Raw genomic sequence first — 24,879 nt, 5'->3', positions numbered from 1 at the left:
TTAACTTCCTTCAAATGAGCATATAACATCAAATATATAATCTTTATTAACAGGGACTTCGGAAAGATCTAAATAGCAAGATTTATCTTTCCCTCGAATTTCGACTTTATCTATAGGCTCCAAAGACGTAATTACCAGCAAACCACCTTCTGCAATATACCCTAAAATTTCTCCCGTCATTGTTGTCGCCAATGACCCAAAACTTGGATACTCACCGTTTCGCTTGCTCACCTTAACAAAGTAACGTTGTACATCGATGTAATTGAAATCTTTAACTAGTACCGCGCCATTAACGGGCACTACATTTTCAAATGAGCTCGTCAACAATTCAATATTAGCAGGTATAGCATCACCATTTAATGTAATACTATTTTTTCTATATGGACTTAATGGTATTACTGCTACCCCGCTGCCATCAGCGGCGTAATTATCATTAAATTCGACACCGTCAAGCCCTTGTACTCGGGCAATTGCAATGGTTCTAGCCGTTTTATTGGAAAAAATAACCTTAGTTTTAGGAGTAGCCAGAACGGACCCTCTGACACTCCCTGATATATTAGTATATGCATCACTACGACTAAGACCAACGCTAGTACTAACATTATCAAAATTGACATTACCGTATAATGACGTGTTAGTTTTTCTGTTATTTTTATAGCTTACATTCAAACCACCACTTACTTTGTCAGAATATCTTAGTGATGCACCTGTATTAACAGTGAATGAATCATCATTGTTGTTGTAATGCATATTACTGAATGAATAATGATCGCGTCCAAACGCACTAAATGGAAAACTAAAGTTAATTGAACTACTTAATACATCACGACTATTAGTTCCACTCTGATAAGTGCTCGCTATATTCACAGAAAGAGCCTTAAACGAGCGAGAAGCGGTAAAGCTTATTCCTTGCCTATTCGATGAATCACGATACCTATCATACCAGCCATTAACCGAAAACCTGTTGAGGCCCATTCTATGAGTAACGTTGAATGTTAACCTATCACTTCGCGACCTGCGACTATAAGCATCCAAAAGATTATCGGGCTTGAAATCTGAAAATTCAACATACCCCTTTGATGCATATTGGTACCCTATAATCTGTAAATTAGTATCTCGACCCAGTACTTTAGAGTATTGTATTTCAAGAGCATGTCCATCGAGAGTGTTATCAATAAATCCTGTCGAAATGGGCTTAGAATAACGTGACCATGAGTAATTTATACTAGCAGTCAATGCACCAAATTTATTTAGTGGAACACCCACACCATATCCTAAGCTTTGATAATCTCGACTGATAATTGATGCTAAATTAACCGTTCCGAAAGATAGTCCATAATCCAGCCCGCCCGCTATAAACATCCTCGTTTCATCAGTTTTACTTCCTACCGACAAACTATAATCTAAATTACCTTTTCTCAATAAATTTGGTAAAGTGGAAACGTACATGGTTCGAGTAGTCTTTTCACCCGTATCCAACTCTTCCTCGATAATAGTTAACTCCCCACTATATATAGCAGACACATCCGAAAAAGAATATGGACCAGCGGGTACGATCCTACTAATTATAGTGTATTCGTCTTGCTTTATAGTAACTCTAGATTTCCCACTAGCGATACCATCAACAACCGGTGAATAACCTCTCAAGTTTGGGTCAAGCATAGAACGATTAGATCTAATCTGGACACCATCATAACTAAATCCTTGGACTATTGGAGCAGAAATTACGTTGCGACCCATACTGAGATCGCCTTTTATAGATTGAATTGGCGTAGAGATATTAGCGCTAGGGGTATTAAATCCAGCACCTTTTGTAACACTAGCTCTTGCATTAAGTACCCATCTATCTACATTAACTAGAGTGTTAAAGCCACCATAAGAATCGAAGGAGTTGTAGCCTGCTGAATCATTTGATATTGTTTCGTTTGCATTAAGGTCATAAGTTAATCTCAATGCATTACTACCAAAGTCCCACTTCTCCTCTGGGGTAATATTAAGGATCGTTACTTGAGGTAAACTCATTGTTAAAGTTTGAGTAGAAAAAGAGAACTTTACCGCCCCCCCTTCTATTTTCGTAAAGTCATAGCATTCTCTTTTAGGGATGTAAGCCCCAATAACCTTATGGTAATTGATTGGCAAGTCTAACCCATTTAACCAATCCGCTTTCAAACATATACTTTCTGTTTCTTGTTCGCTAATTTTTAATACACGTCTACCATAGCTAACATCATTAAATCGAACATCGACCAAATGATCCCCCGGCACATTAAACCCAAGTGTTTGCAGCGCAAGTGGAACTTCAGTGTAGTCGCCTTGAATAAATGAGTAATTCAATTCATTCTGTTCACTGGCACGCAAAAATACAGAATTCAAGGATATGTACATCAAAAATAGTCTGATATATACATTCATGATAATCTCTAAAATAGCGCCCTTTTTGAGCGCTATAAATAATAATTTTTAATTATATGACACTGTATGATAATAATTTTTAGTTATATGATACTGTATAAGTTGCTGCCAAGCTGAATGCACCTGCAATATCAGAATCACTTGCCCCAGAAGTTCTTACCAACTTGGCTGTAAATGGGAATCGAGAACTTTGACCGTTGGTCGTTGTCCCTGTAACCAGATTGGCGCTAGGAGTTATCTGAGTGCCACTTGCGTTTGCACCGTTAAACAACTTAATTCCAACCCCTGGATTGTCACCTGCAATAATTCCGCTCGAACCATTCCAGTTGCCCGCAGTCCACTGGATAGTGTACGCAGTAGTTCCAGCAGTTTGACCTTGGTATGTTGTGCCAATTAGGCAAGGAGCTCCCGCTGACGTTGTACCAATGATATCGAAGTTTGCATAAGCGGTGGGAGCATCCACAGTATCCACTGTTACGTTAGATACCGTTAAACCGTTAAACCTGACAGTACCACCACCTGCATTACCCGGCGATACTGAAGAGGATGCCCCATTTGTAAGAGACTCTGAAGCTCTTGAGTCAACAACGAAATTGCAGGTAGTGCTGCTAACAGCACCGACAAACTGAATCAAACCACTGTGAATACCATCACCTGTTCCTGGAGAAGTAGCAACCTCAGGTGATGCAGGTGCTGCAGGTGCTGCAGGTGCTGCAGGTGCTGTACCTGCATCACCTGCGGCTTCATCAGCGTATACATTTCCAGTAAACGCTCCAGCGATAAGTGCGAGCGTTAAAACGTTCATACTGCTTTTCTTCATATCGTTACCTTTTTTATCCCTTTTGATATATTTTTATTTAGTATGCGAAATCAAATTGGTCTGTTGGGCCAATTTTTAAAATAATAAATTCCTTTTATTTACCATCCCCCCCCGTGTTTCTATTTTTACCGGGTTTCTCTTATCTTGGCATCTAATAATAAGCTTTCCAGCCCATAGGTAAACACAAAGGCCGTTAATTTAATATTAAATATTAAACTTTAATATTAAACCTTCAAAAAAACCAAATACCCACGAAAATAAAATGGTTAATACAACCAAAACAATTTAATTCAACAGAGCGCAGCTATAGTTCACATGTAAACTATAGTTGCCATAATGGCAGGATAAATAGTTATTAAGAGTTTACGTTATTATGTAGTTTTTATTTCACTTTTATTTCAACTCAATTACAATGGTTAGTTCTGCTACAAACATCCACTTTTATTCCCATTTATACTATCGAGGTATTGCTCATGAGTTTTTATGATTTTTATGATTTTTATGATTTTTATGATTTGGAGTTTTGCAATAACACCTCATAAAAGCGCACTTTTAATGTAAATTATATTATAAATATAGATAAATGACGTGAAGAAATTGTTGCGACATTGTACACTAAGGGTTTACAGGTCTACCGTGATCTGAAAAGGGATATTATAACGGTTTATGTTGACTCTTTATGGGGTAAGTGTCACGTAAACCCTTTCAGCTTTGTTTATAATAATATAATAATCAATAAATTAGATCGTTAATTCCCCTATTGGATAGAATGATATTTCAGAATGAGGCACTTTGATATGGCTAACACAAAATACGCACATGATAGAACTGGAGAGAGTATGCTTCACTCTTTCCCGCCCCTTAAAGGAAAGGAACCAAAAGAGTTGGAACAAAAAGAAGTATCACATGATGAGCTGTTTCAGGTATTAATATCAATCGCAAAATCGAAAGGTTCATTAAACAGCACAGAAGAAAATATTCTTAGAGAGCTAGCTAATCATCCAATAGATGTTGTTTCCAGACAAACTCTTCTCAATAATTGTTGGCCTGATCGTGTGGTTAGCAATGGTTCCCTCACTGTAGCAATAAAGAAAATTAGAGATATTTTCAGGCAATGTGGGTTAGACGGGATAATCATAACCATGCCTAAAAGAGGATACATGTTAAACATTAGCAGCTTAAGCACTAGTAATTTAAATATTGCATTAGGGAATACTAATGCGACTAATGAACCAAATATAATTTTAAATAAAATGAGTAACTCAATCACTGATACTCATTTTTTCCATATTTTTTCAAAGGAAAGAAAGATAGTAAAGTCCTTGTCTATCATATTAGGCTACTCTATCGCCTCCATACTACTCCTAAATTATTTATTGTACTGGTGATTTTTATGTTTCGTTTTTTTACCAGAATAAATTGGCTATGCCTATTAGCTATTGAGTTGATCTTCGTACTAGGCTTAGCGGGTGCATTCACTTTTAAGGAAGAGCTTACTCTACACATTACCCCTCCTTGCTCCAACTCTGAAACGGACATTTTTGGTAACATTAAATTCAATCGTCTTGGGTTTGAGAGTTATATAAATGGTACTGATGGATCTCTAGTTCCATTTAATGGTGGCTACCTTCGTTATTTCGATGCTTTTCTTCTAGTAGGTAAGTCTGATAGTGAAGGATCTTGCTTACCTTTCATTATAACCAAAATAGAAAAGTATGAAAGTAAAGAACAACACGATAAGTCGATGAACAATCATGAAGGGTGTATTTTCCTTACGCCATAATAATATTAAAAGGGTATTTTAATATTATTATCTATTATTTTAATATTAAAATACCTAGTCTAGCCCCCGTGTAGATTGCATTATTACCCATTAGTAACTAATAATTAACATCATACCACTTAGCAGGATTCAGCTTCGCTAAATTTTCGTTATTCGTTAGTTAAATTAGGGGTTATTGTCATATGGAACCAACGGAGAAAAATACACCCTTGTATTCTTATACAATGGTCGATGATGCTAAGACGTTTTTTTTGGATGTTGACTTCAATCTTAGCGGTCACAGCCAGAGTGTGAAAGATAGTGACCAAAGCTATAAAAAAAAATATGCTTTCCACCATTCATCGTGGCACTCTTCTCACTCACATGAGACCATACCTGGAAAACTTAAATTCGAGAGAGTAGTTACTGAAGAGGGTGCAACTTTTGGATATGAAGTATTACTGTGCGAGAGCCAATCCATATACTCATCCGGATTCCAAAATAGAAGTTTAGTCAATGATATTCTTTTCCTACAAATAGACACTATCTGCTCGTATGTCTCCTCTATAGATAACCTAGAGATTACGTCTGGAATTACAATATTTATCAATGTAGAACCATGGCAACTTTCTTTGAAAAAAGTGATTGGTCGGTTAATTGATTTAGCAGAGTTTCTAATAGTGTTTGAGGTTCATACATGTATAGAAATAACTGAAAGGCATACTGAAGATTTATGTATCAGTTCGATTCATGAGCATCTATTCTGGCTTAGGAAAAATAAGGTAAAGATAGCACTAGATGATTTCTGTTTATATGAAACAAGCTGGAGAAGCTTATTAATGCGCTATTTCAGCTGTATTGACTATTTAAAAATCGATGTAAGCGACTCTGAAGAGATATTGGACCCCATTAATTTTCTTGATTTTATTTCCTCTGTAAATCATTTACCAACACTTATCTTTGAACGCGTTGAAGAGGTAGAAGACTATGTCAAAATATGCAAACTTCCTCATTCGAAAAATAAATTACTGCAAGGGTTTTTATTTCCATAGAAGAAAGACATGACGAATTGATCATCTAATATCACATACTAAATTAAAAGGGGATTTTGATGTCTGTACTCGAAATACTTACGATACCAGATCTTAAACTAAGGAAGATCGCACATACAGTTAAAGAAGAGGAATTTAATTCAAATTTATCCGAGTTCGTGGATGATATGCTGGAGACAATGTATGAATCTGGTGGCGTCGGTTTGGCCGCAACTCAAGTTGGCGTATCGAAACGAGTGGTCGTTATTGATATTAGCCATCAGAGGGATAGCCCTATGATACTAGTCAATCCACAATATTCGTCGATTGATGACTCACAACAGTTGAGTCAAGAAGGGTGTCTATCTGTCCTGGAGTTTAGTGCACGCGTAAATCGTTTAAACAAAATACGAGTCAGTGCATCTGATGAGAAAGGTAAACCACTCTCCTTTACGGCGGAAGGTCTTCTTTCTGTTTGTATCCAACACGAGTGTGACCACCTAAACGGTACTCTCTTCATAGACTATTTAGATAGAGACAGAATTCAGTCCGTTCTCAATGCAATGAGAGGGTTGGCATGAAAACAACTTTTGGACATTTATTATTCGTGATTACAAAGGACCTAACAATGCGTTTCCTATTAGCGGCATTCATCTCAATAAGTTTTACCCTTTTTTTGTTCTCTTATTCCAGTTTTAGTTATGCTAAAGACTACGGTGTCGAGTTGGAATGGAACACCGATGATCCTTATGAAATTTTAGGTTTGCTACCTAAACAAAAGGAGAAGGTAAGGGCTCTAATCCGTTCTGATATAATCAAAGACATTTATATACGGAAGAGTAATGTTGGAGAAAACGATTTAGACATCATAACACTCGTCATCACAGCAAATGACGAGGATGAGCTCAAAGATCGTCTGGCAGACCTTCCTCTCAATGAAGCTAATATCGTGAAAGTTAGTTCAATTGAATATCTAGGAGAAAAGTGGTTGGATTCGGAGCTAACTTACGATAACTATGGACTAACATTTCGTTGGAAGCGTCAAGTGGAATCACTAGAAATTGACAGGGTTTTAGGTATAGACTTGCAGCGCGTTATAGCGCTTAATACTTCAGGCTCACTTACCTCTTCATATATAAACACTCAAACTATTGAACAAGGCTTTATCAAACCTGTATATAATTTATCTGTTCTCGCCAATGATGCCGAGCACGCTCTCGCTTATGCAGGTCAGTTTGAAGCAGTGAAGCTCGGTTATGCCAATGTCACCGTAAATTATCTAGGACGTAAGGTCAACTTATACGAGAAGACACTAAAGTAGCGTTATTTAACCAATATATTACTTACCAGTTTTCTTCACTTCGTTAACTTAAGTTAGATTTTCGTTTATACACGCAGACCCAAATTGGTCTCTTGAATCATGTTATATCGGTGCCCCGTATCGGAGGATATATGTTGAATAGAAAAGGCGTATTCGCGATTGCGTTTTTGTTACTCATTTTCGCTGGGCTACATTTAGGTTCAGCTTCTGAAAGCGCTCCCCCTCGAGTACTCATTATGACCTTGCTCGGTGGTTTTTCATTCCTATTAATGACCTGCGCAATACTTTTATCTACACGAGCTATGTGGCTTGAGAACTTATTTGGCGGCCTTGACCGAATGTATCAGGTTCACAAATTCTGCGGAATTTCTTCTGGGCTGTTAATCCTGGTACATTTCTTTGGTATTCCAAAAGAGCTCCCTGAAAATATCGAGCCTACACAATATTCTCTTGTTCCATCTGCACAACTTGGGATGCTAGCTCTGATTACAATGGCGCTCTCATTAGCTATTACATTGAACCTTAAAATCCCTTACCACCGTTGGCGCCTTCCTCACAAATTCATGGGCCTAGTCTACTTTTTAGCAATCGGTCATTTCATGACTGTTCCATCACTCTTCTTTGAGCGCTTTAGTGCACCTGGATATATGTTAATTACTTTTGCATTGGTTGGAGTACTCTCTTTCTTCTACAGCATTTTGGGCAAGAACAAACGCAATTACACACCGTTTAGGCTAGTTGAGGTCAACACTCTTGAGAGAGCTACAGAGATAGTACTTGAACCAATTAAACAGTCACTCCCGTTTAAGGCTGGTCAGTTCGCGTTTGTAGAGATACAAAGTAAGGGCTGGTCTGAACCTCACCCATTTACTATATCTAGTTCACCAACTGAGGAAAATCTCCGTTTCACGATGAAAGTTTCAGGGGATTGGACACGGAAGGTCCGCGAAGAGCTCAAGCCAGGTAAACAAGTGCTCGTTCACGGCCCTTATGGAAATTTCGATGCTAAAGAAGCAGGGAACAAGCAAGTTTGGCTCGCGGGTGGAATAGGCATTACCCCGTTTTTATCAAAGATACGTGCGATGGAACCAAATGACCCTCGTGAAATAATATTTATTTACGCTGTTCGCAATCTACGTGAAGCCATTTTTAAAGACGAACTAGAGCAAATAACTGAAGAGCTAGGAAACTTGACTATTGTCCTCTTGGAATCAGACAAAGGGTATTTCGCTAGAGTTGATATGATGAAAAATAAGCTACAAGACCCTTTGAACGAATACAGCTACTTTCTTTGTGGACCTAAACCAATGGTCAAAGGCCTACATAAAGACCTAGTTGAACAATCTGTACAAAAGTCCTCTATTTATACCGAGGCCTTTGAGTTTCGATAAGCTATATCAGCTCATATACACAATATAGGGAGGGAGTGATGACTATACATGTATTTTTCAACGTGATTATTCTACCAGAAGGTGACGATAAGAACGCCCTAAGTACATGGGCTTCTATCGGTGAGTTTATGGAACAGCAACCTGGATTCCTAGGCTCAACACTTTTTCGAAACCGTCAAAACCCCAAAATGCTAATTAACAAGGGGCGCTATGAGTCCGAAGAGTCATTTTTAGCTTGCATTGCAAATGACGAATTCCAAAAATTATCGAAGATTCTTAACGATCTTGGTGTAGAAAGGACCGCAGCTCTTTACGATAAGTATGCTTCATTTGGTCAAGGAAGTGACGAAATATTGACGTTGGACTTCACTCACTATTAGTTTGCTGCGCAAGATTCAATATCAGAGGGTTCTAGTTGCCAACTCGACGAGAAAGCTGAGTTAGATGATCTGAAATGAAAAAGGCAGCCAGAAGGCTGCCTTTTAAATCAAATACGCTAGTAATTATGCTTTTTGAAGGTCACGTGCTGGGTAAGTCAGCGTCGCGCCATCCACTTTAACGTGAACGTAGTGACCGCCAGCGCTTGTGCCAACTACTACCATTTGACCCAAATCCACACCTTTCGTTGCTACTACTAGATCATCAATCGCGAACATGTATACACCTTGAAATAAACAAATAAAAAAATGAACAACATTTATGCGCGCATTAAACCAGACCACTACCTTAGGTACTAATCGGATTATTTGTCGTATTGATTAGTTTTTATTGTTTAACACTGGCGATATTTTAACGCTTTGCTTAACTCCGCTTTATGAGGAGAGAACCTGTAAAATCACGGCTTAAAAAAACAATAAATGAAATGTAAACGTTGCCTTAGTCGTAAAAAATATCCCTCTATCAGGACAGGATAGAGGGATATTGGCGTCACACTTTACTTGAATTTTGCTTATAGCGGTCAAAGATAACGGCGGCAAGTAAGATCAGGCCGCGAACCACATATTGAGAGAACGGCGACATATTCAGTAGGTTCATCGCATTTTCTACGGTTCCTAGAATCAGTACCCCAGCGATCACGTAAGACACTTTACCAATACCGCCTTTCAACGATACACCACCCAACACACACGCCGATATCACCACAAGCTCAAACCCAACCGATGTCATCGGTTGCCCACTGGTCATTCGAGCGGCCAAAATGACACCCGCCAATGCTGAAATAAAGCCAGAAATGGTGAAGATGATGATCTTTGTTTTGACCACATTAACACCCGCAAGACGCGCCGCCTCTTCATTGCCACCAATCGCGAGTGTATTACGCCCGTAAACGGTTCTATTTAATAAGAAAGCGAACACGGCAAACGTAATTAACGTTAACCAAATGGGGGTTGGAATACCAAGAACCGATGAGTTACCAAGGGTAAAAAAGCTTTCTTCCGTAATCCCTACCGCTTTGCCATCGGAAATGATATAGCCTAGCCCACGCGCAATTTGCATCGTAGCGAGCGTCGTAATAAGTGCGTTGATTTGCAGCTTAGCAATAACAAAGCCATTAAGTAGTCCAAAGGCAACTCCAGACAGCAAGCCTGCGCCAACGCCTAACACCACGCTGCTGGTTGCATTAATGGCGACCGCCGTCACTACGCCTGAACACGCGATAATGGAAGCAATGGACAAGTCCAAATCACCACATGCCAGGCAAAACAGCATGGCACAAGCCACCATACCACTCATGGAAATCGCTAGCCCTAGTCCCTTCATATTGATAAAGGTGGCGAAATAGGGGACAAATAAAGCACAAAGAATAAACAAGGCAGCAAATACCATTAGCATGCCAAATCGATCCCAAATTTGAGCAACACTAAATGGTGCCTTTTTCTTTTCGTTATTAAATATTTTGGTTGAACTGGTTAGAGACATTGTAATTATCCTTATTAAGCAGCATCAGAAGCATGGCCCATCATGGCAAGGCGCAGCGCCGTTTGTTCGTTAAAATCACAGCGAGATAACTCACCCGTTACCGCTCCATCTTTCATCACGAGTAAGCGGTCTGAAATACCAAGTACTTCAGGTAAATCACTTGAAACCACCAGCACCGTGACGCCTTTATCAGCCAATTTAAATATCAGATCGTAGATTTCGGATTTAGCCCCGACGTCTATGCCACGTGTTGGTTCATCGAGTAAAATGACACGCATGTCGGTTGACAACCAGCGGCCCAAAATGACCTTTTGTTGATTCCCTCCAGATAGATTGCCGATCAACTGATCCAGTGATGGTGTTTTCACATTAAGCGCACTAACTTGCTCAGCCGCATTTTGTTTTTCCCACTTAAAATTGATCAAACTACCCAATGTAAGGTGCCAAGGGCGAGCACTAATATTGGTGTTTTCTTCCACCGATAAGATAGGCACAATGCCATCCGATTTTCGGTCTTCAGGGCATAATGTAATACCGGCTCGAATCGCCTCTCGCGGATTTTTGATGACCACTGGCTTACCATCTAAAAGGATGTCCCCGCCGACTGCTCTCTCTGCGCCAAAGATCAAACGAGTTAACTCGGTTCGTCCTGCGCCAACAAGGCCAAATACCCCCAATATTTCTCCTTGTTGAATGTTAAGAGAAACAGGGGCGGTTAATCCCGGACCTATTAGGTTTTTAAGCGCTAAACCGCTTTCACCAAAACGGCGGCTGCGATAGTTATAAATATCATTGATCTCCCGTCCAACCATAAGCTCCACCAAGCGTTCGTGGCTAAGTAACGATAAATCGTCAAACGTTTGAACATGTGTACCATCTTTGAAGATCGTGATGGCATCACATAGATTGAAAATTTCTTCCATACGGTGTGACACGTACATGATGATTTTTCCATCATCTCGTAGCTCACGAATCACTTTAAACAATCGTTCTATTTCACGTTGAGACAAGCTGCTGGTTGGCTCATCAAAGGCAATGATATGGGCATTGCGGCTTAATGCTTTAGCAATTTCTACCATCTGCCATTGTCCGATAGAAAACTCTTTGAGCGGACGTGATGGGTCAAAGTCTTCACCGAGTTTGAGTAACTGCTCACGCGCATTCGCATTCAAAGTTACGGTATCTACGCGACCATTTTTGGTTGGCAGCTGACCCAAATATATGTTTTCAGCTACGCTCAATTCCGGTACCAGATTGAGCTCTTGGTAAATAATCGCGATACCATGCGTCAACGCATCCGTTGTAGAAGCAAAACTTAACGGTACTCCATCAATAATTAGCTCCCCTTCTGTCGGCTGATGTAACCCACTAAGCGTTTTCAGCAACGTGGATTTTCCGGCTCCATTTTCACCCATGAGTGCGTGAATACTGCCTTTGTTGGTGCGAAAGCTAATATTGGATAGCGCCTTCACTCCTGGAAAGTGCTTAGAAATATTGCGAAACTCTAAATAAGACGGTGAGACTGACATATTTTCCTCCTATGAATATCCAAAGCGGCAGGCATCCCTGCCGCTCGGTTCGTCCATTACAGTCCTTTTTTCGCCAATTCTTCTTTGAAATTATTGCGAGTAATCAGTACCACATCCGTCACTTCAACAAACTTCTCTGGCTCTACGCCTTCTTCAACCCATTGATATAGCGACTCAATACTCTTGAAACCATGAACGTCAGGGCTTGGCAATAACGACCCATAAAAACCCGTCGCCTTAGATTTTGCCAGCTCATTGACCGCGTCCACACCGTTGATGCCGATACCAATAATATTCTCAGCATTAAACCCTTGTCCCTCTGTCGCTCTCACCCCACCAAGTACCGTATTATCGTTCATGCCAACAATCAGCCATTGCTTCACATCTGGATATTGAACTAGCAGGGAGTTGGCTGCATCAAGTGCGCCTGGGATATCATTTGATTTGGTTGGTACACGGTGAATTTGGTCTTTAGGAAAACCAAGCTCGCCTAGCGCTTGAATAGAGCCACCCACACGGCGACGAGCCGTATCAAGTTCATCGGCAGTAATCGCCATTACTGCTGTTGTGGATTCATCCCAGCCACGTTTCTTCATTTCATTGTAAAGTTCTGTTCCTTGGCGATGACCAATTTGACTAGCGGCCATCATGACCAATGGCACATCGAGCATCGGCTCACCTTTAGCATTTAAGAATTGGTCATCGACCGTGACAACTTTTAGGTCATAACTCTTGGCTTTTGCCATAATCGCGGGCCCCAACTTAGGATCCGGGGTACAAATAACAAAGCCTTTCGCACCGCTCGCAGCCAAAGTGTCTATCGCATTAAGCGTTTTTTCACCATCAGGCACCGCCATTTTTATCACTTCGAAGTTATATTGCTCGCCAGCTTTTTCGGCAAAATTCCATTCTGTCTGAAACCATGGTTCTTCTGGTTGTTTAACCAAATAGCCTAATTTGAGGCCATCATCGCTACCAAAAAATGCGCTTACAGATGAACTCAGTAGTGTTGCTCCCGTCAAAGCGGCTAGAGTGAGTGTTTTTCTTATTTTACTCATGATGTCATTCCATTTACTGATGCAGGTTGATGTTCTATTGCATTATTAGAGGCAATGATGGATGAAAGAAGTGATGAAAATCACACCAAAAATTTGTAGCCATTTTATCCATGCATATAGCAATCTCAGCCATGATTCAGATCTCACTTTGTCAGCCGCATATGCACTCACATGCCATAAACGCTACATCAATCAAGCTAACAACGTGATTTTCACGCCACTTCCTCGATATTCGTTATTTTATTAACTCAACCACACAATCCCCATTGCGGCGATTTTGTCCATGTATATGACGATTCAATTCATGGCTCTACCACCACTTGCTGGCTATAAAATAAAGGAAATACCGATTGTTATGTGGAGTCATCATGGACAAATTGAGTGCGGTGCATTCGCATGTTATTGGATTAGACTTTGGGTCCGATTCCGTGCGTGCATTAGTTGTAGATACCGAAACCGGCGCGGAGGTGGCGACCGCTGTCACCTATTATCCAAGATGGAAGGAAGGGAAGTATTGCGAACCTGCTCTATCGAAATTCCGCCATCATCCCAAAGACTATATCGAAGCAATGAGTGATGCCATTTGTCACGCGGTCAAGGCACTACCTACTGAAATAGTGGCCTCAATTGTTGGTATTGGTGTCGACACCACAGGGTCCACTCCAGCACCCATTGACAAACAAGGTAAGGTATTAGCGCTCACCCCTGAGCATGAACATAATCCCAATGCGATGTTTATCTTATGGAAAGACCATACGTCGATTTCGAAAGCAGATCTGATTAACACCCTGGCACATTCTGGCCAATTTCCTGACTACACTCGCTATGTCGGCGGTGTGTATTCTTCAGAATGGTTCTGGGCGAAAGCTGCATGGGTTTCAGAGCAAGATCCCAACCTAGCACAGCACATTCATAGCTGGGTGGAGTTATGCGATTGGATACCTGCACTTCTCTCTGGTAATGAGCATCCAGAGACACTGAAACGCGGTATATGCGCTGCAGGTCACAAAGCCATGTGGCATGAAAGTTGGGGAGGGCTACCTTCACAAGACTTCCTTAGCGCAATTTCTCCGGCGTTCGATGGCATTCGAGACCGCATGTTTTCCAAGGTCTATACCGCGGATCAAATCGCTGGCTACTTAACATCACATTGGGCACAGCGGTTGGGGCTTCCTGAAGGCATTGCGATTGCAATTGGGGCTTTCGATTGTCACATGGGGGCCGTTGGAGCCGGCGCAAAAAAATACGATCTCGTCAAAGTAATAGGCACCTCAACCTGCGATATTTTGATGGTGGACGCGAACGACGTCGCCGACCGCACCATTCATGGGATCTGTGGTCAAGTTCAAGGCAGTGCAGCACCAGAATGGTTAGCGCTCGAAGCGGGACAATCTGCGTTTGGCGATATATTTGCTTGGTACAAGCGCCTTCTTATGTGGCCCATCGAACAATTGGCTCAGCAGCAGCCAGCCCTAGAACTTGCCATTGAACAACTTGAACAACAACTCATTCCGATGCTCGCTAATGCCGCCTCTCCAACAACAAGAGAAGACGCCCCTATTGCGATGGATTGGCACAATGGTCGTCGGACACCCTATGCCGATCAACGCCTCAAAGGCGCTATTGCAAATTTGAATCTTGGCACCGAGGCACCAGACATTTTCCAAGCTCTGGTTGAATCTACCGCACACGGAGCTAAAGCGATCGTCGACTGCTTCGTTTCACAAGATGTGAAAGTCGAGCGTGTGGTTGCTATCGGAGGGATTTCTAAAAAGTCTCAGTTCGTCATGCAGATGTGCGCCGACGTCATTGGCCGTGAAATCATAGTCGTTGAATCAGAACAAAGCTGCGCACTAGGCGCTGCCATCTTTGCCGCGGTTGCCGCGGGCATCTATCCCAATACGCAAGATGCTCAACGTGTCATGGCTAGTCCCATCTCACACGTCTATACACCTAACGCCAATGTGGTGCCCGTGAGACAGCATCGAGCAAACTTATATAAAGAATTGGGTCGCGAGCTAGAAACATTCAGTGAAATTCAACAGCAGGGAACTCAGCATGAACAGTAATGCACCCCATATCTCAACGGCACATGTCATGTCCGAACAAATCACCCGATTAGCGTCGCTAAGAGAGCAGGTATGGCAATCAAACCTTGATTTGCAGCAACATCAATTAGTGACGTTTACTTGGGGCAATGTGTCAGGCATAGACAGAGAAAGTGGTCTTGTGGTCATTAAACCTAGCGGCGTGGCTTACGAGGACTTACGTCCAAGTAATATGGTGGTGGTCGACCTCAATGGTCGCGTTATTGAAGGCAAACTTAATCCCTCATCAGATACCGATACTCACCTTGCGCTGTATCGCGCATACCCGGAATTAGGGGGCATTGTGCATACCCATTCGCCACACGCAACAAGTTGGGCGCAAGCTGGACAAGCCATCCCTGCATTTGGTACTACCCATGCCGATTATTTCTATGGACATATCCCCTGCACACGAGCGCTATCTGATGCTGAAATAGCGAATGATTACGAGCTCAATACTGGCAACGTCATTATCGAAACGATTGGCGACACGGATCCTATGCAAATTCCTGGCGTGATCGTTAAAGAGCACGCGCCGTTTAGCTGGGGGAAAAGCCCAAATGATGCCGTACATAATGCTGTGGTACTAGAAGTTGTCGCCCGCATGGCACTGCAAACGCTACAAATCAACCCTAACGTCGGCACTATCAATCAACGATTGCTGGATAAACACTATCTCAGAAAACATGGTTCAAATGCCTATTACGGGCAAAAAGATTCCACCAATCATTAGTTACTAGCATTAAGCATTTTAAATTAAGGGCTTCTCATGAAAACATATTCTGATAAACAAGTCTGGTTTGTCACAGGCTCACAACACCTTTACGGGCCTCAAGTACTGCAAAATGTGGCTCAAAACAGCCAAGAAATTGTGACCACATTAAGCCACAGCAGTGCTATTTCTACCCCTATCATCAATAAAGGGACCGTCACGTCACCTGATGAAATATCCTCGTTGTGCCGTGAAGCAAATAATCACCCTGACTGTATTGGCCTCATACTATGGATGCACACTTTCTCGCCTGCCAAGATGTGGATCAATGGATTAGGGTTACTAAACAAACCTTTCTTGCACCTCCACACTCAATTTAATGCTGCACTACCATGGGACAGCATTGATATGAACTTCATGAACACCAACCAAAGCGCCCACGGTTGCCGTGAATTTGGCTTTATTGGAACTCGTATGGGGATTGATCGCAAAGTGGTGGTTGGCCACTGGCAAAACCAAAGTGTTCATCATCAAGTGGATGATTGGTGCCGGGCCGCAATGGGCATTCACGAAGGACAACATCTAAAAGTCGCACGATTCGGGGACAACATGCGACAAGTGGCGGTCACCGAAGGCAATAAAGTGTCGGCTCAAATTCAGTTTGGCTACGAGGTAAACGGTTATGGACTCGGTGAACTCAGCGACTGCGTTAACGATGTCTCCGACAGTGATCTCAACGCCCTTCTGGATATCTACGCCACTGATTACGATTTGGCACCAGCATTATTACAAGACAAAGCCAGCCTTCTCATTCTCCAACAAGAAGCTCGTTTGGAGCTTGGCATGGAGCAATTCTTAACCTCTGTGGGTGCTAAAGCCTTTACAAACACCTTCGAAAACCTGTCTGGTTTAACCAATCTTCCTGGGCTGGCAACGCAACGCCTAATGGAAAAAGGTTACGGTTATGGCGGCGAAGGAGATTGGAAAACAGCAGCGATGACTCGCATTATGAAAGTCATGGGACAGGGAAAACAAGGTGGGACTTCTTTCATGGAAGATTACACTTATAACTTCGGAGCAAACAGCCAAGTATTAGGTGCACACATGCTAGAAGTGTGTCCCACGATTGCCGCTAACAAACCAAAAATTGAAATTCACCGTCATACCATTGGCTGTGACTGTCATGTGGCAAGAATGATATTTAGTGGTAAAGCCGGTCTAGGGTTAAACGTCTCTATGATTGACCTTGGCTCACATCACCGCATGTTGGTCAATTGTGTTGATACGGTATTGCCACCGCAAGCCTTGCCTCACCTACCTGTCGCCCACGCCCTGTGGACACCACAACCCAATTTAGAGACGGCCGCTGCCGCTTGGATCCACGCTGGTGGTGCGCACCATACCGTCTACAGCCAATCTGTAACCGTTGATATGCTGACTGATTACGCTGAAATGACTGGGGTTGAGATGATCTTAATCGATAACGACACTAAGTTGCGCCAGCTAAAAACGGAGTTAAGACATAACCGTGCACACTACCGTTTCGCCTAGCGATCGAATGTCGTCATATTTTCATAAGGAGGCTCCGTCTTGGAGCCTTATTAGGTCTAGCTATGAATACAATGAATGAGTCGCTCCCATCTACCGCAATGCTCAATTGCAATGAATGGCAGCTCAGCCTGAACAAGCATACCCCCGATTGCTTTCAACTTTTGCACCATTCACATGCCATTTTTCAAGGGCAACTAGAAATCTACAACAATGGAAACCCGTTAGATTTAAGTGCGATCACATGGCAGTTTCGTGATAAACCCCATCAGTTTGAGCAATGGTGTAACCTACGAATCAACCATGCCATTTCTATTAGTATGACCTACTCATTCCAACAGGGCGTGTTCGTCATCGACTATCTCGCCAGAAGCCATAATCCAACAAGGTTAGATATTCGACATCATATAACGGAAATAGACCCTTCTCTACCGGGTGAGAGCGACCATCAGAGCCTAAGCCCCTTGTCGAATTGGCAGCATCAACGAGGTGATAACCCCAGCGCTTACTTAGTCGAGTCGAATGACCGTGAGTTTCGTGAAGGGTTTAGCAGCACGCAATGGATTGTTTTGGAACAAATGGCAGACGAAATCCATCGCGCTTAATACCATCTAGGCGTAAAATATCGACAAATTAACAATAAACTCAATAAGTAAAGTTCACATTATGCAAACTGACCCACTCAAACCCGGATTCAATTTCGATGCGCATTTGGTCGCGGGGCTAACCCCTATTATTGAGGGCGATGAGCTGGACTTTATTATTGACCGTCCTGACGGGATGAAAGGGTTTATTATCAACATCACCAGTAAGGGAGAAGGCACCATTTTTTCCGGTGATAATGCCTTTGACGTTAAACAGGGCGATATATTGCTTTTTCCTCCAAGCGCCGCGCATTACTACCATAGAAAGGAGCAATGCTCGTCTTGGTTTCATCGGTGGATCTATTTTCGACCGCGTGCGTTCTGGCATGACTGGTTGTCTTGGAGTGACAACATTAATGGTGTTTTCGTTACCCGACAGCTAGGGATGGAAACCATCAAAGCGTTAGAGAGCCTATTCATCGATATTGAATACACCTCAAAATCAGAAGTGCCTTATCGAAATGATTTGGCGATTAATTTACTTGAGCAGCTACTCATTCGTTGCAAAACACTGCAGCCTGACGTGATGAGTAAACGACTCGACCCAAGGGTTATTGAGGCGATGAACTACATGACTCAGCACCTCAATGAAGAATTTACCGTTGAGGACGTCTCGGCGCACATCTGCCTTTCCCCGTCTCGCTTAGGACACTTATTTCGCAGTGAGATGAACATGCCCATCACTCAATGGCGTGACGATCAACGAGTCAGCCGCGCCAAACATTTACTTCTGACAACCAACTATTCCATCAACCATATTGGACGAATCATTGGCTACTCAGATCCGCTCTATTTTTCGCGAGTATTTAAACGCAAAGCGGGAGTCAGCCCTAAGCACTTTCGAGAGCAAATTTCATAACATTTAGCCGTAGGATAAAAAATGCCAGCGGTCACCACTGGCATTTTTCTTTGCAAAGAATCGTTTATCTTATCTCGAGACTGTTATATCGAGGCACTTATATCGAAATAGTTAACGGCGGCTCTGGTACGTCAAGGAAGCTGGCGATCACTCGATAAAGTTCACCTTCGGCAACAGTAATCTTACCGTCTGACTCGATCGCTAAACGACACGCTTTCACAAACAAGCGGCGTTCTTGCGGTTTAAGCTGAAGCAATAACTCCAACTCGGCACGGCTCAAACGCCAGCTATTACTTGCAGGCTCTAATGCAACTTCCGGTAAGCTCAATGAGGCAATAGCGTTATTAAATGCGCTCTGTGCTTCTATGGGACTTGAGTGACTCACCCAAGACAACTCCCTCAATAGCCAATAAACGCTCTGCTTAAGCTGCTTCAAGTTTTTGTTTTGGCGAGTAGCGCCAAACGAAACGAGAATTTGCTTCTCTAATAAGTTGATCACACACCACTCTCCTAAAGAGTAATGATTGTCGGTTTGAGATAGCTCCCTTAGCACTTCACATAACCGATTCTTTTGCCCCTCACTGAGAGATTTTAGTGAGGGGATGGCCAATTCTAACAAAGGAAGACGCAAGTGTAGAGGTAAGTCATAATCCAGCCAAGGTAGTAATGCTGCATGAGAAGCCATGGGAATATGGCCTTTGATCATTTCTCGCTGTATGTCGCTGCCATCAAATATCAGTTTTAGTGCGATAAAGCGCGCACTGTAGGGTTCACGAGCAATATCCACCAAATCTTGTGGTAGCTGGCTGATAAGCTGCTTACCGGTTTCCGTAAACTCAGTGAAGGTCGGCAATACATCTTGAGGTACAGCGTCGGCACCCGACGCAAACCCACTCACTTGTTCATGACTGAAGGCGGTATCTTGGCTCTGGCCTCTGAGAGAAAAGCTGCCGTCCCAGTTTGGCTCAATGCGGCGAATCCTTTCATCTAGCGGTGGGTGAGTAGCAAAGAAGCCCGTGAAGCCCGATAGACTGCTCTGTCCAAACATCATATGACTCATTTGATTGCTCGTTTGGGAATTTAAACTAGAGCCAGCCGTGTGACCGCCAATTTTTTTTAGTGCACCAGCAATACCTTGGTCATTACGTGTAAACTGAACAGCACTCGCATCGGCTAAAAACTCACGTTGACGAGAGATCGCCGCTTTGATCATAGAGCCAAACAAGGTGCCAACCCAACCGAAAACTAAACAGACAATAGCAATCAGCATAATCACCATGAAGCCTTTGTTAGAATCTGAGGAACTTCTAGAAGTACGACGGCTGTAGTGTGTGCTATCTAAAACCAAGTGACCAAAATGCGCAATACAAGTAATACCGAACAGCACGCCGATCAAACGCGTGTTCAAACGCATATCTCCATTTAAGACATGGCTGAACTCGTGGGCAACGACACCTTGAAGTTCATCCCGCGTAAAGCTGTCTAAAGCACCTTGCGTTACACCGATGACCGCATCGTCAATACTCATGCCTGCGGCAAAAGCATTAATACCACGCTCTTCCGACATGACATAAACAGGAGGAACAGGAATACCAGATGCTATTGCCATCTCTTCCACGATATTTAGCAGCTGTCTATGCTTGGCATCTAATGTATTTGATGAAATGAGTTTACCACCGATGCTCTCAGCGACACCTCTACCACCATTGGAAGAAAGCTCAGACAAACGAATCATGGAGCTTATGGCCACAACGAATATCACCCCGACAAAGCACAGCAGGACGTAGAGAATAGCGGTTCGCTGATCAAAGGGTTCGCCAGTCACCCCGTAATAGATACCAATCGATAGTACGCTTACCAAACCTGTGATAATTAATACCGCTAAGGAGAACAGGAACACGAGGAGCCCGGTGCGCTGACGCGCGGTATCTTGATGATCGAAAAAATCCATTAGAACTCAACCTTTGGTACATCTTGAATTGCTTCACTGTCTGCAAATTCCAGCAGTTTACCGTCATGGAAACCAAACATATTAGCGAACAAAAGTGGTGGGAATGTTTGCTTGTAAGTGTTGTAGTTGGTGACAGCATCGTTAAATGCTTGGCGAGCGAAGGCAACTTTGTTTTCAGTACTGGTCAACTCTTCTTGTAGTTGGCTCATCGTTTCATTGGCTTTTAGCTCTGGATAGGCTTCGACAACCACATTCAACTTACCTAGCGCATTTTGCAACATGCCTTCTGCTTGTGCCAGTTGGCTAATTGCAGCATCGCTGTCTGGAGCGTCACTTGCTGCCTTCAACCCAGAAATGGCTTGATTACGAGCTTGAATCACACGCTCAAAGGTTTCTTTCTCATGTTCCATATAACCTTTTGCCGTGCTCACCAAGTTTGGGATCAGGTCGTAACGACGTTTTAACTGAACCTCAATTTGAGCAAAGCTGTTTTTAAAGCGATTACGTAGCGTCACCAGCTTATTGTAAATGCTGACAGCGAACACCGCGATAAGCAAAATGATAACAATAAAAACAATAAGTGAAATCATAGCAAGTTCCATTTTATGAATGTGTTGTTACTTTATATATTTACTCTAGATATTAAGCAAATTGGACTTACTCATATCTGATATTTTATCGTATAGTGCGATATACGCTCCACTGCTTCGATTATAAATCCCTTTTTCAACATATAAGTGCACCATTTATTTCAGTATAGGTTTCAAAACGCCTTTCCCAGCTATGGTATGCCTAACAAAAATAAGATTTACAGCTTAGATGTTCATTCTATTTATAGATGGAACAAAAATAGAGAATAGCAAAAGTAAGTTAACCACAGTGTGTGACTAGGTGGGCGCGATCGGTAGGTTCCAGCCTGAGTAGGCTTATGACGAGTAAAATGACAGTATTTGAACGGGATAACAGCGTATGAAACAAAATGGTTCCGCTCGCCTCGGTCGATTTAATCAGACAGAGGCAATTGTATTAAAATCATTCTGCCTTTATTATCCTCCGACATCACCAGCGATAAGCGTTTTTACCCCGCACCCTTGGATCACCAGCTGCGTTAAAAATGATGCGGCTTGTTCATAGTCTTCATCACTGAGCGTCGGCTTATCCATAACACTGCCAATTTGCCAGCTAAAATCGGCGTAGGTTTGTGTGGCTGCCCATATGGTGAACATTAGGTGGTGAGGAGGAACGCGCTCCATTAGACCTTGTTCAGTCCAAACGGAGAATTTATTGATTATCATTTGGGATTGTTTGAAAAGCTGCTCTCGAATACCCTCCGGAAGTACCTTCGCCCCAGACATCACTTCACTGGCAAATACACGCGAAGCATGGGAGTGGTCGCGTGAAATAGTCAACTTCGTTCGAATATATTGGCTTAACGCTTCGACAGGATTATCCAGCTCTTCAATAGGACGAGAAGCTTCCAATAAAGGTTTGGTCACCGTTTCTAATACCGCACAATACAATTTATCTTTAGAGCTAAAATAATAGAACACATTGGGCTTAGGTATATCGGCAGCTTTGGCAATATCTGCCATTGTTGTTGCCGCATAGCCATGGGTGGCAAACTGTTCGCTGGCAACTTCGATGATCAAATCTTGATTCTTTCGTCTTATCCGTGACATTGTTTTTCCTACATGCTGGCTGCTCGTGTTTCATGGTAATGATTTCGTTGGCTAAATCCAAGAAATATAAAAATGCCAATGGCATAAATAAGCTAAGAATAGTCGAAGAGTCAGAAGCATAGCGCAAGCAATGATGTGAAAATAACACGCACGCAGACGTGACATTCGTTGATATATGAAGAAAAAATCCCACTACAACCCAAATCAATGCCTGTTAATTCGGAAACCGTCATGATGCAGAAGCCCGCGATGATGAAAAACAACACCTTGGAATTTGCGATAAAGACGTTTCACAACCGATTGAATTGTAGAGGGAACGCGTATAAAAGGAGACGAAACTACGCGATTGAAACCCTTATACTCAAACTCTACTAAGAGATAAGGGCGCGTGCGGAACGGATGTGTCGTTACTCTTAACGACGAATATCATGGTCAGAGCGTTGCTCTATCGCCTTAATCAGCGCGGAGTGATCCCATTCCTCTCCCCCCATGGCAGCGCATTCATCAAACAATGTTAACGCGGTCTGAGTGTTTGGCAATGCCACCTGCAGCTCTTCTGCTCCTGTTAGAGCAAGGTTAAGGTCTTTTTGGTGTAGCGCAATTTTGAAACCTGGATTAAAGGTGCCTTCCACCATTCGCTCACCATGTACCTCTAAAATTTTGGAGCTAGCAAAACCACCAAGTAGAGCTTGGCGCACTCGCGCTGGATCTGCGCCAGCTTTAGATGCAAACACCAACGCTTCAGAGACCGCTTCAATGTTCAGTGCGACAATAATTTGGTTAGCGACCTTGCATGTTTGACCTGCCCCATTATCCCCAACTAAGGTAATATTTTTCCCCATCACTTCAAACAATGGACGCGCTGCATCAAATGCGGCTTGTTCGCCCCCAACCATAATGCTTAACGTACCATTGATTGCGCCCACTTCTCCGCCAGACACTGGCGCATCCAAATATTGAGCGCCACTTTCTTTAACGCGCTTAGCTATGGATTTGGTCGCCATTGGCGAGATGGAGCTCATATCAATAACCAGTTTTTTATCACGGCTTTGAGCCAGACCCTGCTCCACGCCATCATCATCAAACAGTACAGCTTCCACTTGCGGCGTATTGGGCACCATAATGATGACTACATCGGCCAATAGCGTCGCTTCTTTTGGGGAGTGACAAACTTGTGCACCTGCGGCAACAAGCTCTGCAGGCGGCGCATTGAAGTGATCAGAAAAAATCAATTTGTACCCTGCTTTTTGCAGATTTTCGGCCATGGGTTTACCCATGATTCCTGTTCCAATAAATGCAACTTTCATACTATGTTCTCCTTAACGTCTTCGTAATCTCTTAATTCCAACCTAGCGATATTCATTCAGCCAATTTAAGCCTGCTTGGGTGGTAGTTTGAGGTTTATATTCACAACCGACCCAGCCTTGATAACCAATCTCATCAAGATAATTGAGTAAGTAGGTGTAGTTAATTTCACCCGTACCCGGCTCGTGTCGACCTGGATTATCAGCAAGCTGAATATGAGAAATTTGCGCTAGGTTTTGTTGAATTGTCGGCGCTAAATCCCCCTCCATAATCTGCATATGATAGATGTCATATTGTAAATTAAGGTTGGCACTACCGACCTCTTCAATAATGGCGTTAGCTTGCGCTGTCGTATTTAAGAAAAAGCCGGGAATATCACGAGTATTAATCGCTTCTATAACAAGGGAGATACCTTCCTCTTCTAACGCTTGCGCAGCAAAGCGTAAATTACTCACAAAAGTGGCTTGCGCCTGCTCTGTCGTCACGCCATCAGGTACAATACCGGCTAAACAATTCACTTGTTTACAACCCAATACTTTGGCGTACTCTATTGCAGTTGGCACGCCTTCTCGAAACTCAGCGATTCGGCTCGGGTCTACCGCGACTCCTCTATCACCCGCATCCCAGTTACCTGCCGGTAGATTAAATAGCACTTGCTCTAAGTGGTTCTGATCAAGCTGATGCTTAATATCGTTGGCAGACTCTGCGTAAGGGAATAAGTATTCAACCCCATGAAATCCAGCGTCAGATGCGGCTGAAAAACGCGCCATAAAATCCAATTCGGTAAACAGCATTGATAAGTTGGCAGCAAATTTTGGCATTCTCTTGTCCTCAAAGATTGTTAATTAAT

23 protein-coding genes are annotated in these 24,879 nt (G+C 42.7%); 12 read left to right on the top strand and 11 right to left on the bottom strand.

Translation table 11 applies throughout. From position 1 onward, the window contains the following. Both L4D05_RS16165 and L4D05_RS16160 read right to left on the bottom strand, forming a co-directional pair. Complete coding sequence (locus tag L4D05_RS16165; RefSeq protein ID WP_428794619.1) at positions 1-2,412, bottom strand: fimbria/pilus outer membrane usher protein; 2,412 nt, start codon at positions 2,410-2,412, stop codon at positions 1-3. 79 nt (positions 2,413-2,491) lie between these two features. Then, the gene (locus tag L4D05_RS16160) at positions 2,492-3,232 is read right to left on the bottom strand and encodes a hypothetical protein (RefSeq protein ID WP_428794618.1); all 741 of its coding nucleotides are present in this window, start codon (positions 3,230-3,232) and stop codon (positions 2,492-2,494) included. Between the two features lie 797 nt (positions 3,233-4,029). Between L4D05_RS16160 and L4D05_RS16155 the strand changes: the two genes are divergently transcribed. From L4D05_RS16155 to L4D05_RS16125, 7 genes are all read left to right on the top strand, one after another. Continuing rightward, entirely contained in the window at positions 4,030-4,620 is a 591-nt protein-coding gene (locus tag L4D05_RS16155; protein ID WP_428794617.1) for a winged helix-turn-helix domain-containing protein, read from the top strand. A gap of 5 nt (positions 4,621-4,625) precedes the next feature. Then, positions 4,626-5,015 (top strand): hypothetical protein, encoded by a 390-nt coding sequence (locus L4D05_RS16150; protein ID WP_428794616.1) that lies wholly within the window; start codon positions 4,626-4,628, stop codon positions 5,013-5,015. A gap of 182 nt (positions 5,016-5,197) precedes the next feature. Then, positions 5,198-6,046: an EAL domain-containing protein gene (locus L4D05_RS16145; protein ID WP_428794615.1), complete on the top strand. Its 849-nt coding sequence runs from the start codon at positions 5,198-5,200 to the stop codon at positions 6,044-6,046. 59 nt (positions 6,047-6,105) lie between these two features. Then, a complete protein-coding gene (gene def / locus L4D05_RS16140) occupies positions 6,106-6,606 on the top strand; it encodes a peptide deformylase (RefSeq protein ID WP_428794614.1) in 501 nt (166 codons plus the stop codon). Beyond that, entirely contained in the window at positions 6,603-7,346 is a 744-nt protein-coding gene (locus L4D05_RS16135) for a hypothetical protein (protein ID WP_428794613.1), read from the top strand. Before def ends, L4D05_RS16135 begins: the two co-directional genes overlap by 4 nt. 131 nt (positions 7,347-7,477) lie before the next feature. Beyond that, on the top strand, positions 7,478-8,737 hold the full coding sequence (locus tag L4D05_RS16130; RefSeq protein WP_428794612.1) for a ferredoxin reductase family protein: 1,260 nt from the start codon (positions 7,478-7,480) through the stop codon (positions 8,735-8,737). 38 nt (positions 8,738-8,775) lie between these two features. Then, positions 8,776-9,117 carry an antibiotic biosynthesis monooxygenase family protein gene (locus L4D05_RS16125; protein WP_428794611.1) on the top strand — a complete coding sequence of 114 codons (342 nt, stop codon included), beginning with the start codon at positions 8,776-8,778 and terminating at the stop codon, positions 9,115-9,117. Positions 9,118-9,240: 123 nt separating this feature from the next. Here the strand turns inward: L4D05_RS16125 and L4D05_RS16120 are convergent, their stop codons facing one another. From L4D05_RS16120 to L4D05_RS16105, 4 genes are all read right to left on the bottom strand, one after another. Continuing rightward, positions 9,241-9,393, bottom strand: a complete 153-nt coding sequence (locus L4D05_RS16120) for a hypothetical protein (protein ID WP_250617636.1) — start codon at positions 9,391-9,393, stop codon at positions 9,241-9,243. A 271-nt stretch (positions 9,394-9,664) separates the two neighbouring features. Further along, entirely contained in the window at positions 9,665-10,657 is a 993-nt protein-coding gene (gene araH / locus L4D05_RS16115) for an L-arabinose ABC transporter permease AraH (protein ID WP_428752092.1), read from the bottom strand. Positions 10,658-10,671: 14 nt separating this feature from the next. Next, positions 10,672-12,186 (bottom strand): L-arabinose ABC transporter ATP-binding protein AraG, encoded by a 1,515-nt coding sequence (gene araG, locus L4D05_RS16110; protein WP_428752093.1) that lies wholly within the window; start codon positions 12,184-12,186, stop codon positions 10,672-10,674. A 56-nt stretch (positions 12,187-12,242) separates the two neighbouring features. Further along, positions 12,243-13,244 carry an arabinose ABC transporter substrate-binding protein gene (locus L4D05_RS16105; RefSeq protein ID WP_428752094.1) on the bottom strand — a complete coding sequence of 334 codons (1,002 nt, stop codon included), beginning with the start codon at positions 13,242-13,244 and terminating at the stop codon, positions 12,243-12,245. A 368-nt stretch (positions 13,245-13,612) separates the two neighbouring features. On the opposite strand from L4D05_RS16105, the gene L4D05_RS16100 reads away from it, so the two are divergent. The 5 genes from L4D05_RS16100 to araC all read left to right on the top strand — a co-directional run bounded on the left by L4D05_RS16100 (position 13,613) and on the right by araC (position 19,094). Then, on the top strand, positions 13,613-15,313 hold the full coding sequence (locus L4D05_RS16100; RefSeq protein ID WP_428794610.1) for a ribulokinase: 1,701 nt from the start codon (positions 13,613-13,615) through the stop codon (positions 15,311-15,313). Positions 15,314-15,341: 28 nt separating this feature from the next. Further along, positions 15,342-16,064 carry an L-ribulose-5-phosphate 4-epimerase gene (locus L4D05_RS16095; protein ID WP_428794708.1) on the top strand — a complete coding sequence of 241 codons (723 nt, stop codon included), beginning with the start codon at positions 15,342-15,344 and terminating at the stop codon, positions 16,062-16,064. Positions 16,065-16,100: 36 nt separating this feature from the next. Further along, positions 16,101-17,594, top strand: coding sequence for an L-arabinose isomerase (gene araA / locus L4D05_RS16090; protein WP_428752096.1), 1,494 nt, complete (start codon positions 16,101-16,103; stop codon positions 17,592-17,594). 62 nt (positions 17,595-17,656) lie between these two features. After that, positions 17,657-18,196 carry a hypothetical protein gene (locus tag L4D05_RS16085; protein ID WP_428794609.1) on the top strand — a complete coding sequence of 180 codons (540 nt, stop codon included), beginning with the start codon at positions 17,657-17,659 and terminating at the stop codon, positions 18,194-18,196. 61 nt (positions 18,197-18,257) lie between these two features. Then, complete coding sequence (araC, locus tag L4D05_RS16080; protein WP_428752098.1) at positions 18,258-19,094, top strand: arabinose operon transcriptional regulator AraC; 837 nt, start codon at positions 18,258-18,260, stop codon at positions 19,092-19,094. Between the two features lie 97 nt (positions 19,095-19,191). Here araC and L4D05_RS16075 read toward each other — a convergent pair whose 3' ends face one another. From L4D05_RS16075 to hyi, 5 genes are all read right to left on the bottom strand, one after another. After that, a complete protein-coding gene (locus tag L4D05_RS16075; protein ID WP_428794608.1) occupies positions 19,192-21,045 on the bottom strand; it encodes a M48 family metallopeptidase in 1,854 nt (617 codons plus the stop codon). Beyond that, positions 21,045-21,635, bottom strand: coding sequence for a LemA family protein (locus tag L4D05_RS16070; protein WP_428752100.1), 591 nt, complete (start codon positions 21,633-21,635; stop codon positions 21,045-21,047). Before L4D05_RS16070 ends, L4D05_RS16075 begins: the two co-directional genes overlap by 1 nt. Positions 21,636-22,091: 456 nt before the next feature. Further along, positions 22,092-22,724, bottom strand: a complete 633-nt coding sequence (locus L4D05_RS16065; protein ID WP_428752101.1) for a TetR/AcrR family transcriptional regulator — start codon at positions 22,722-22,724, stop codon at positions 22,092-22,094. Between the two features lie 413 nt (positions 22,725-23,137). Then, positions 23,138-24,031 carry a 2-hydroxy-3-oxopropionate reductase gene (locus L4D05_RS16060; protein ID WP_428794607.1) on the bottom strand — a complete coding sequence of 298 codons (894 nt, stop codon included), beginning with the start codon at positions 24,029-24,031 and terminating at the stop codon, positions 23,138-23,140. Positions 24,032-24,073: 42 nt separating this feature from the next. Next, positions 24,074-24,850 (bottom strand): hydroxypyruvate isomerase, encoded by a 777-nt coding sequence (hyi, locus tag L4D05_RS16055; protein ID WP_428794606.1) that lies wholly within the window; start codon positions 24,848-24,850, stop codon positions 24,074-24,076. Positions 24,851-24,879: the final 29 nt, after the last annotated feature.

Source organism: Vibrio nomapromontoriensis, assembly GCF_050337205.1.
In the GTDB taxonomy this organism is placed as follows: Bacteria; Pseudomonadota; Gammaproteobacteria; order Enterobacterales; family Vibrionaceae; genus Vibrio; species Vibrio nomapromontoriensis.
Note: the sequence above shows the minus strand (reverse complement) of the source record. Positions and strands in the feature narration are given on the sequence as shown.

Bases quoted from the DNA above. Each gene is read 5' to 3' on its own strand.
- L4D05_RS16165 (WP_428794619.1), bottom strand. From the start codon at position 2,412: ATGAATGTATATATCAGACTATTTTTGATGTACATATCCTTGAATTCT.
- L4D05_RS16160 (WP_428794618.1), bottom strand. From the start codon at position 3,232: ATGAAGAAAAGCAGTATGAACGTTTTAACGCTCGCACTTATCGCTGGA.
- L4D05_RS16155 (WP_428794617.1), top strand. From the start codon at position 4,030: ATGGCTAACACAAAATACGCACATGATAGAACTGGAGAGAGTATGCTT.
- L4D05_RS16150 (WP_428794616.1), top strand. From the start codon at position 4,626: ATGTTTCGTTTTTTTACCAGAATAAATTGGCTATGCCTATTAGCTATT.
- L4D05_RS16145 (WP_428794615.1), top strand. From the start codon at position 5,198: ATGGAACCAACGGAGAAAAATACACCCTTGTATTCTTATACAATGGTC.
- def (WP_428794614.1), top strand. From the start codon at position 6,106: ATGTCTGTACTCGAAATACTTACGATACCAGATCTTAAACTAAGGAAG.
- L4D05_RS16135 (WP_428794613.1), top strand. From the start codon at position 6,603: ATGAAAACAACTTTTGGACATTTATTATTCGTGATTACAAAGGACCTA.
- L4D05_RS16130 (WP_428794612.1), top strand. From the start codon at position 7,478: ATGTTGAATAGAAAAGGCGTATTCGCGATTGCGTTTTTGTTACTCATT.
- L4D05_RS16125 (WP_428794611.1), top strand. From the start codon at position 8,776: ATGACTATACATGTATTTTTCAACGTGATTATTCTACCAGAAGGTGAC.
- L4D05_RS16120 (WP_250617636.1), bottom strand. From the start codon at position 9,393: ATGTTCGCGATTGATGATCTAGTAGTAGCAACGAAAGGTGTGGATTTG.
- araH (WP_428752092.1), bottom strand. From the start codon at position 10,657: ATGTCTCTAACCAGTTCAACCAAAATATTTAATAACGAAAAGAAAAAG.
- araG (WP_428752093.1), bottom strand. From the start codon at position 12,186: ATGTCAGTCTCACCGTCTTATTTAGAGTTTCGCAATATTTCTAAGCAC.
- L4D05_RS16105 (WP_428752094.1), bottom strand. From the start codon at position 13,244: ATGAGTAAAATAAGAAAAACACTCACTCTAGCCGCTTTGACGGGAGCA.
- L4D05_RS16100 (WP_428794610.1), top strand. From the start codon at position 13,613: ATGGACAAATTGAGTGCGGTGCATTCGCATGTTATTGGATTAGACTTT.
- L4D05_RS16095 (WP_428794708.1), top strand. From the start codon at position 15,342: ATGTCCGAACAAATCACCCGATTAGCGTCGCTAAGAGAGCAGGTATGG.
- araA (WP_428752096.1), top strand. From the start codon at position 16,101: ATGAAAACATATTCTGATAAACAAGTCTGGTTTGTCACAGGCTCACAA.
- L4D05_RS16085 (WP_428794609.1), top strand. From the start codon at position 17,657: ATGAATACAATGAATGAGTCGCTCCCATCTACCGCAATGCTCAATTGC.
- araC (WP_428752098.1), top strand. From the start codon at position 18,258: ATGCAAACTGACCCACTCAAACCCGGATTCAATTTCGATGCGCATTTG.
- L4D05_RS16075 (WP_428794608.1), bottom strand. From the start codon at position 21,045: ATGGATTTTTTCGATCATCAAGATACCGCGCGTCAGCGCACCGGGCTC.
- L4D05_RS16070 (WP_428752100.1), bottom strand. From the start codon at position 21,635: ATGATTTCACTTATTGTTTTTATTGTTATCATTTTGCTTATCGCGGTG.
- L4D05_RS16065 (WP_428752101.1), bottom strand. From the start codon at position 22,724: ATGTCACGGATAAGACGAAAGAATCAAGATTTGATCATCGAAGTTGCC.
- L4D05_RS16060 (WP_428794607.1), bottom strand. From the start codon at position 24,031: ATGAAAGTTGCATTTATTGGAACAGGAATCATGGGTAAACCCATGGCC.
- hyi (WP_428794606.1), bottom strand. From the start codon at position 24,850: ATGCCAAAATTTGCTGCCAACTTATCAATGCTGTTTACCGAATTGGAT.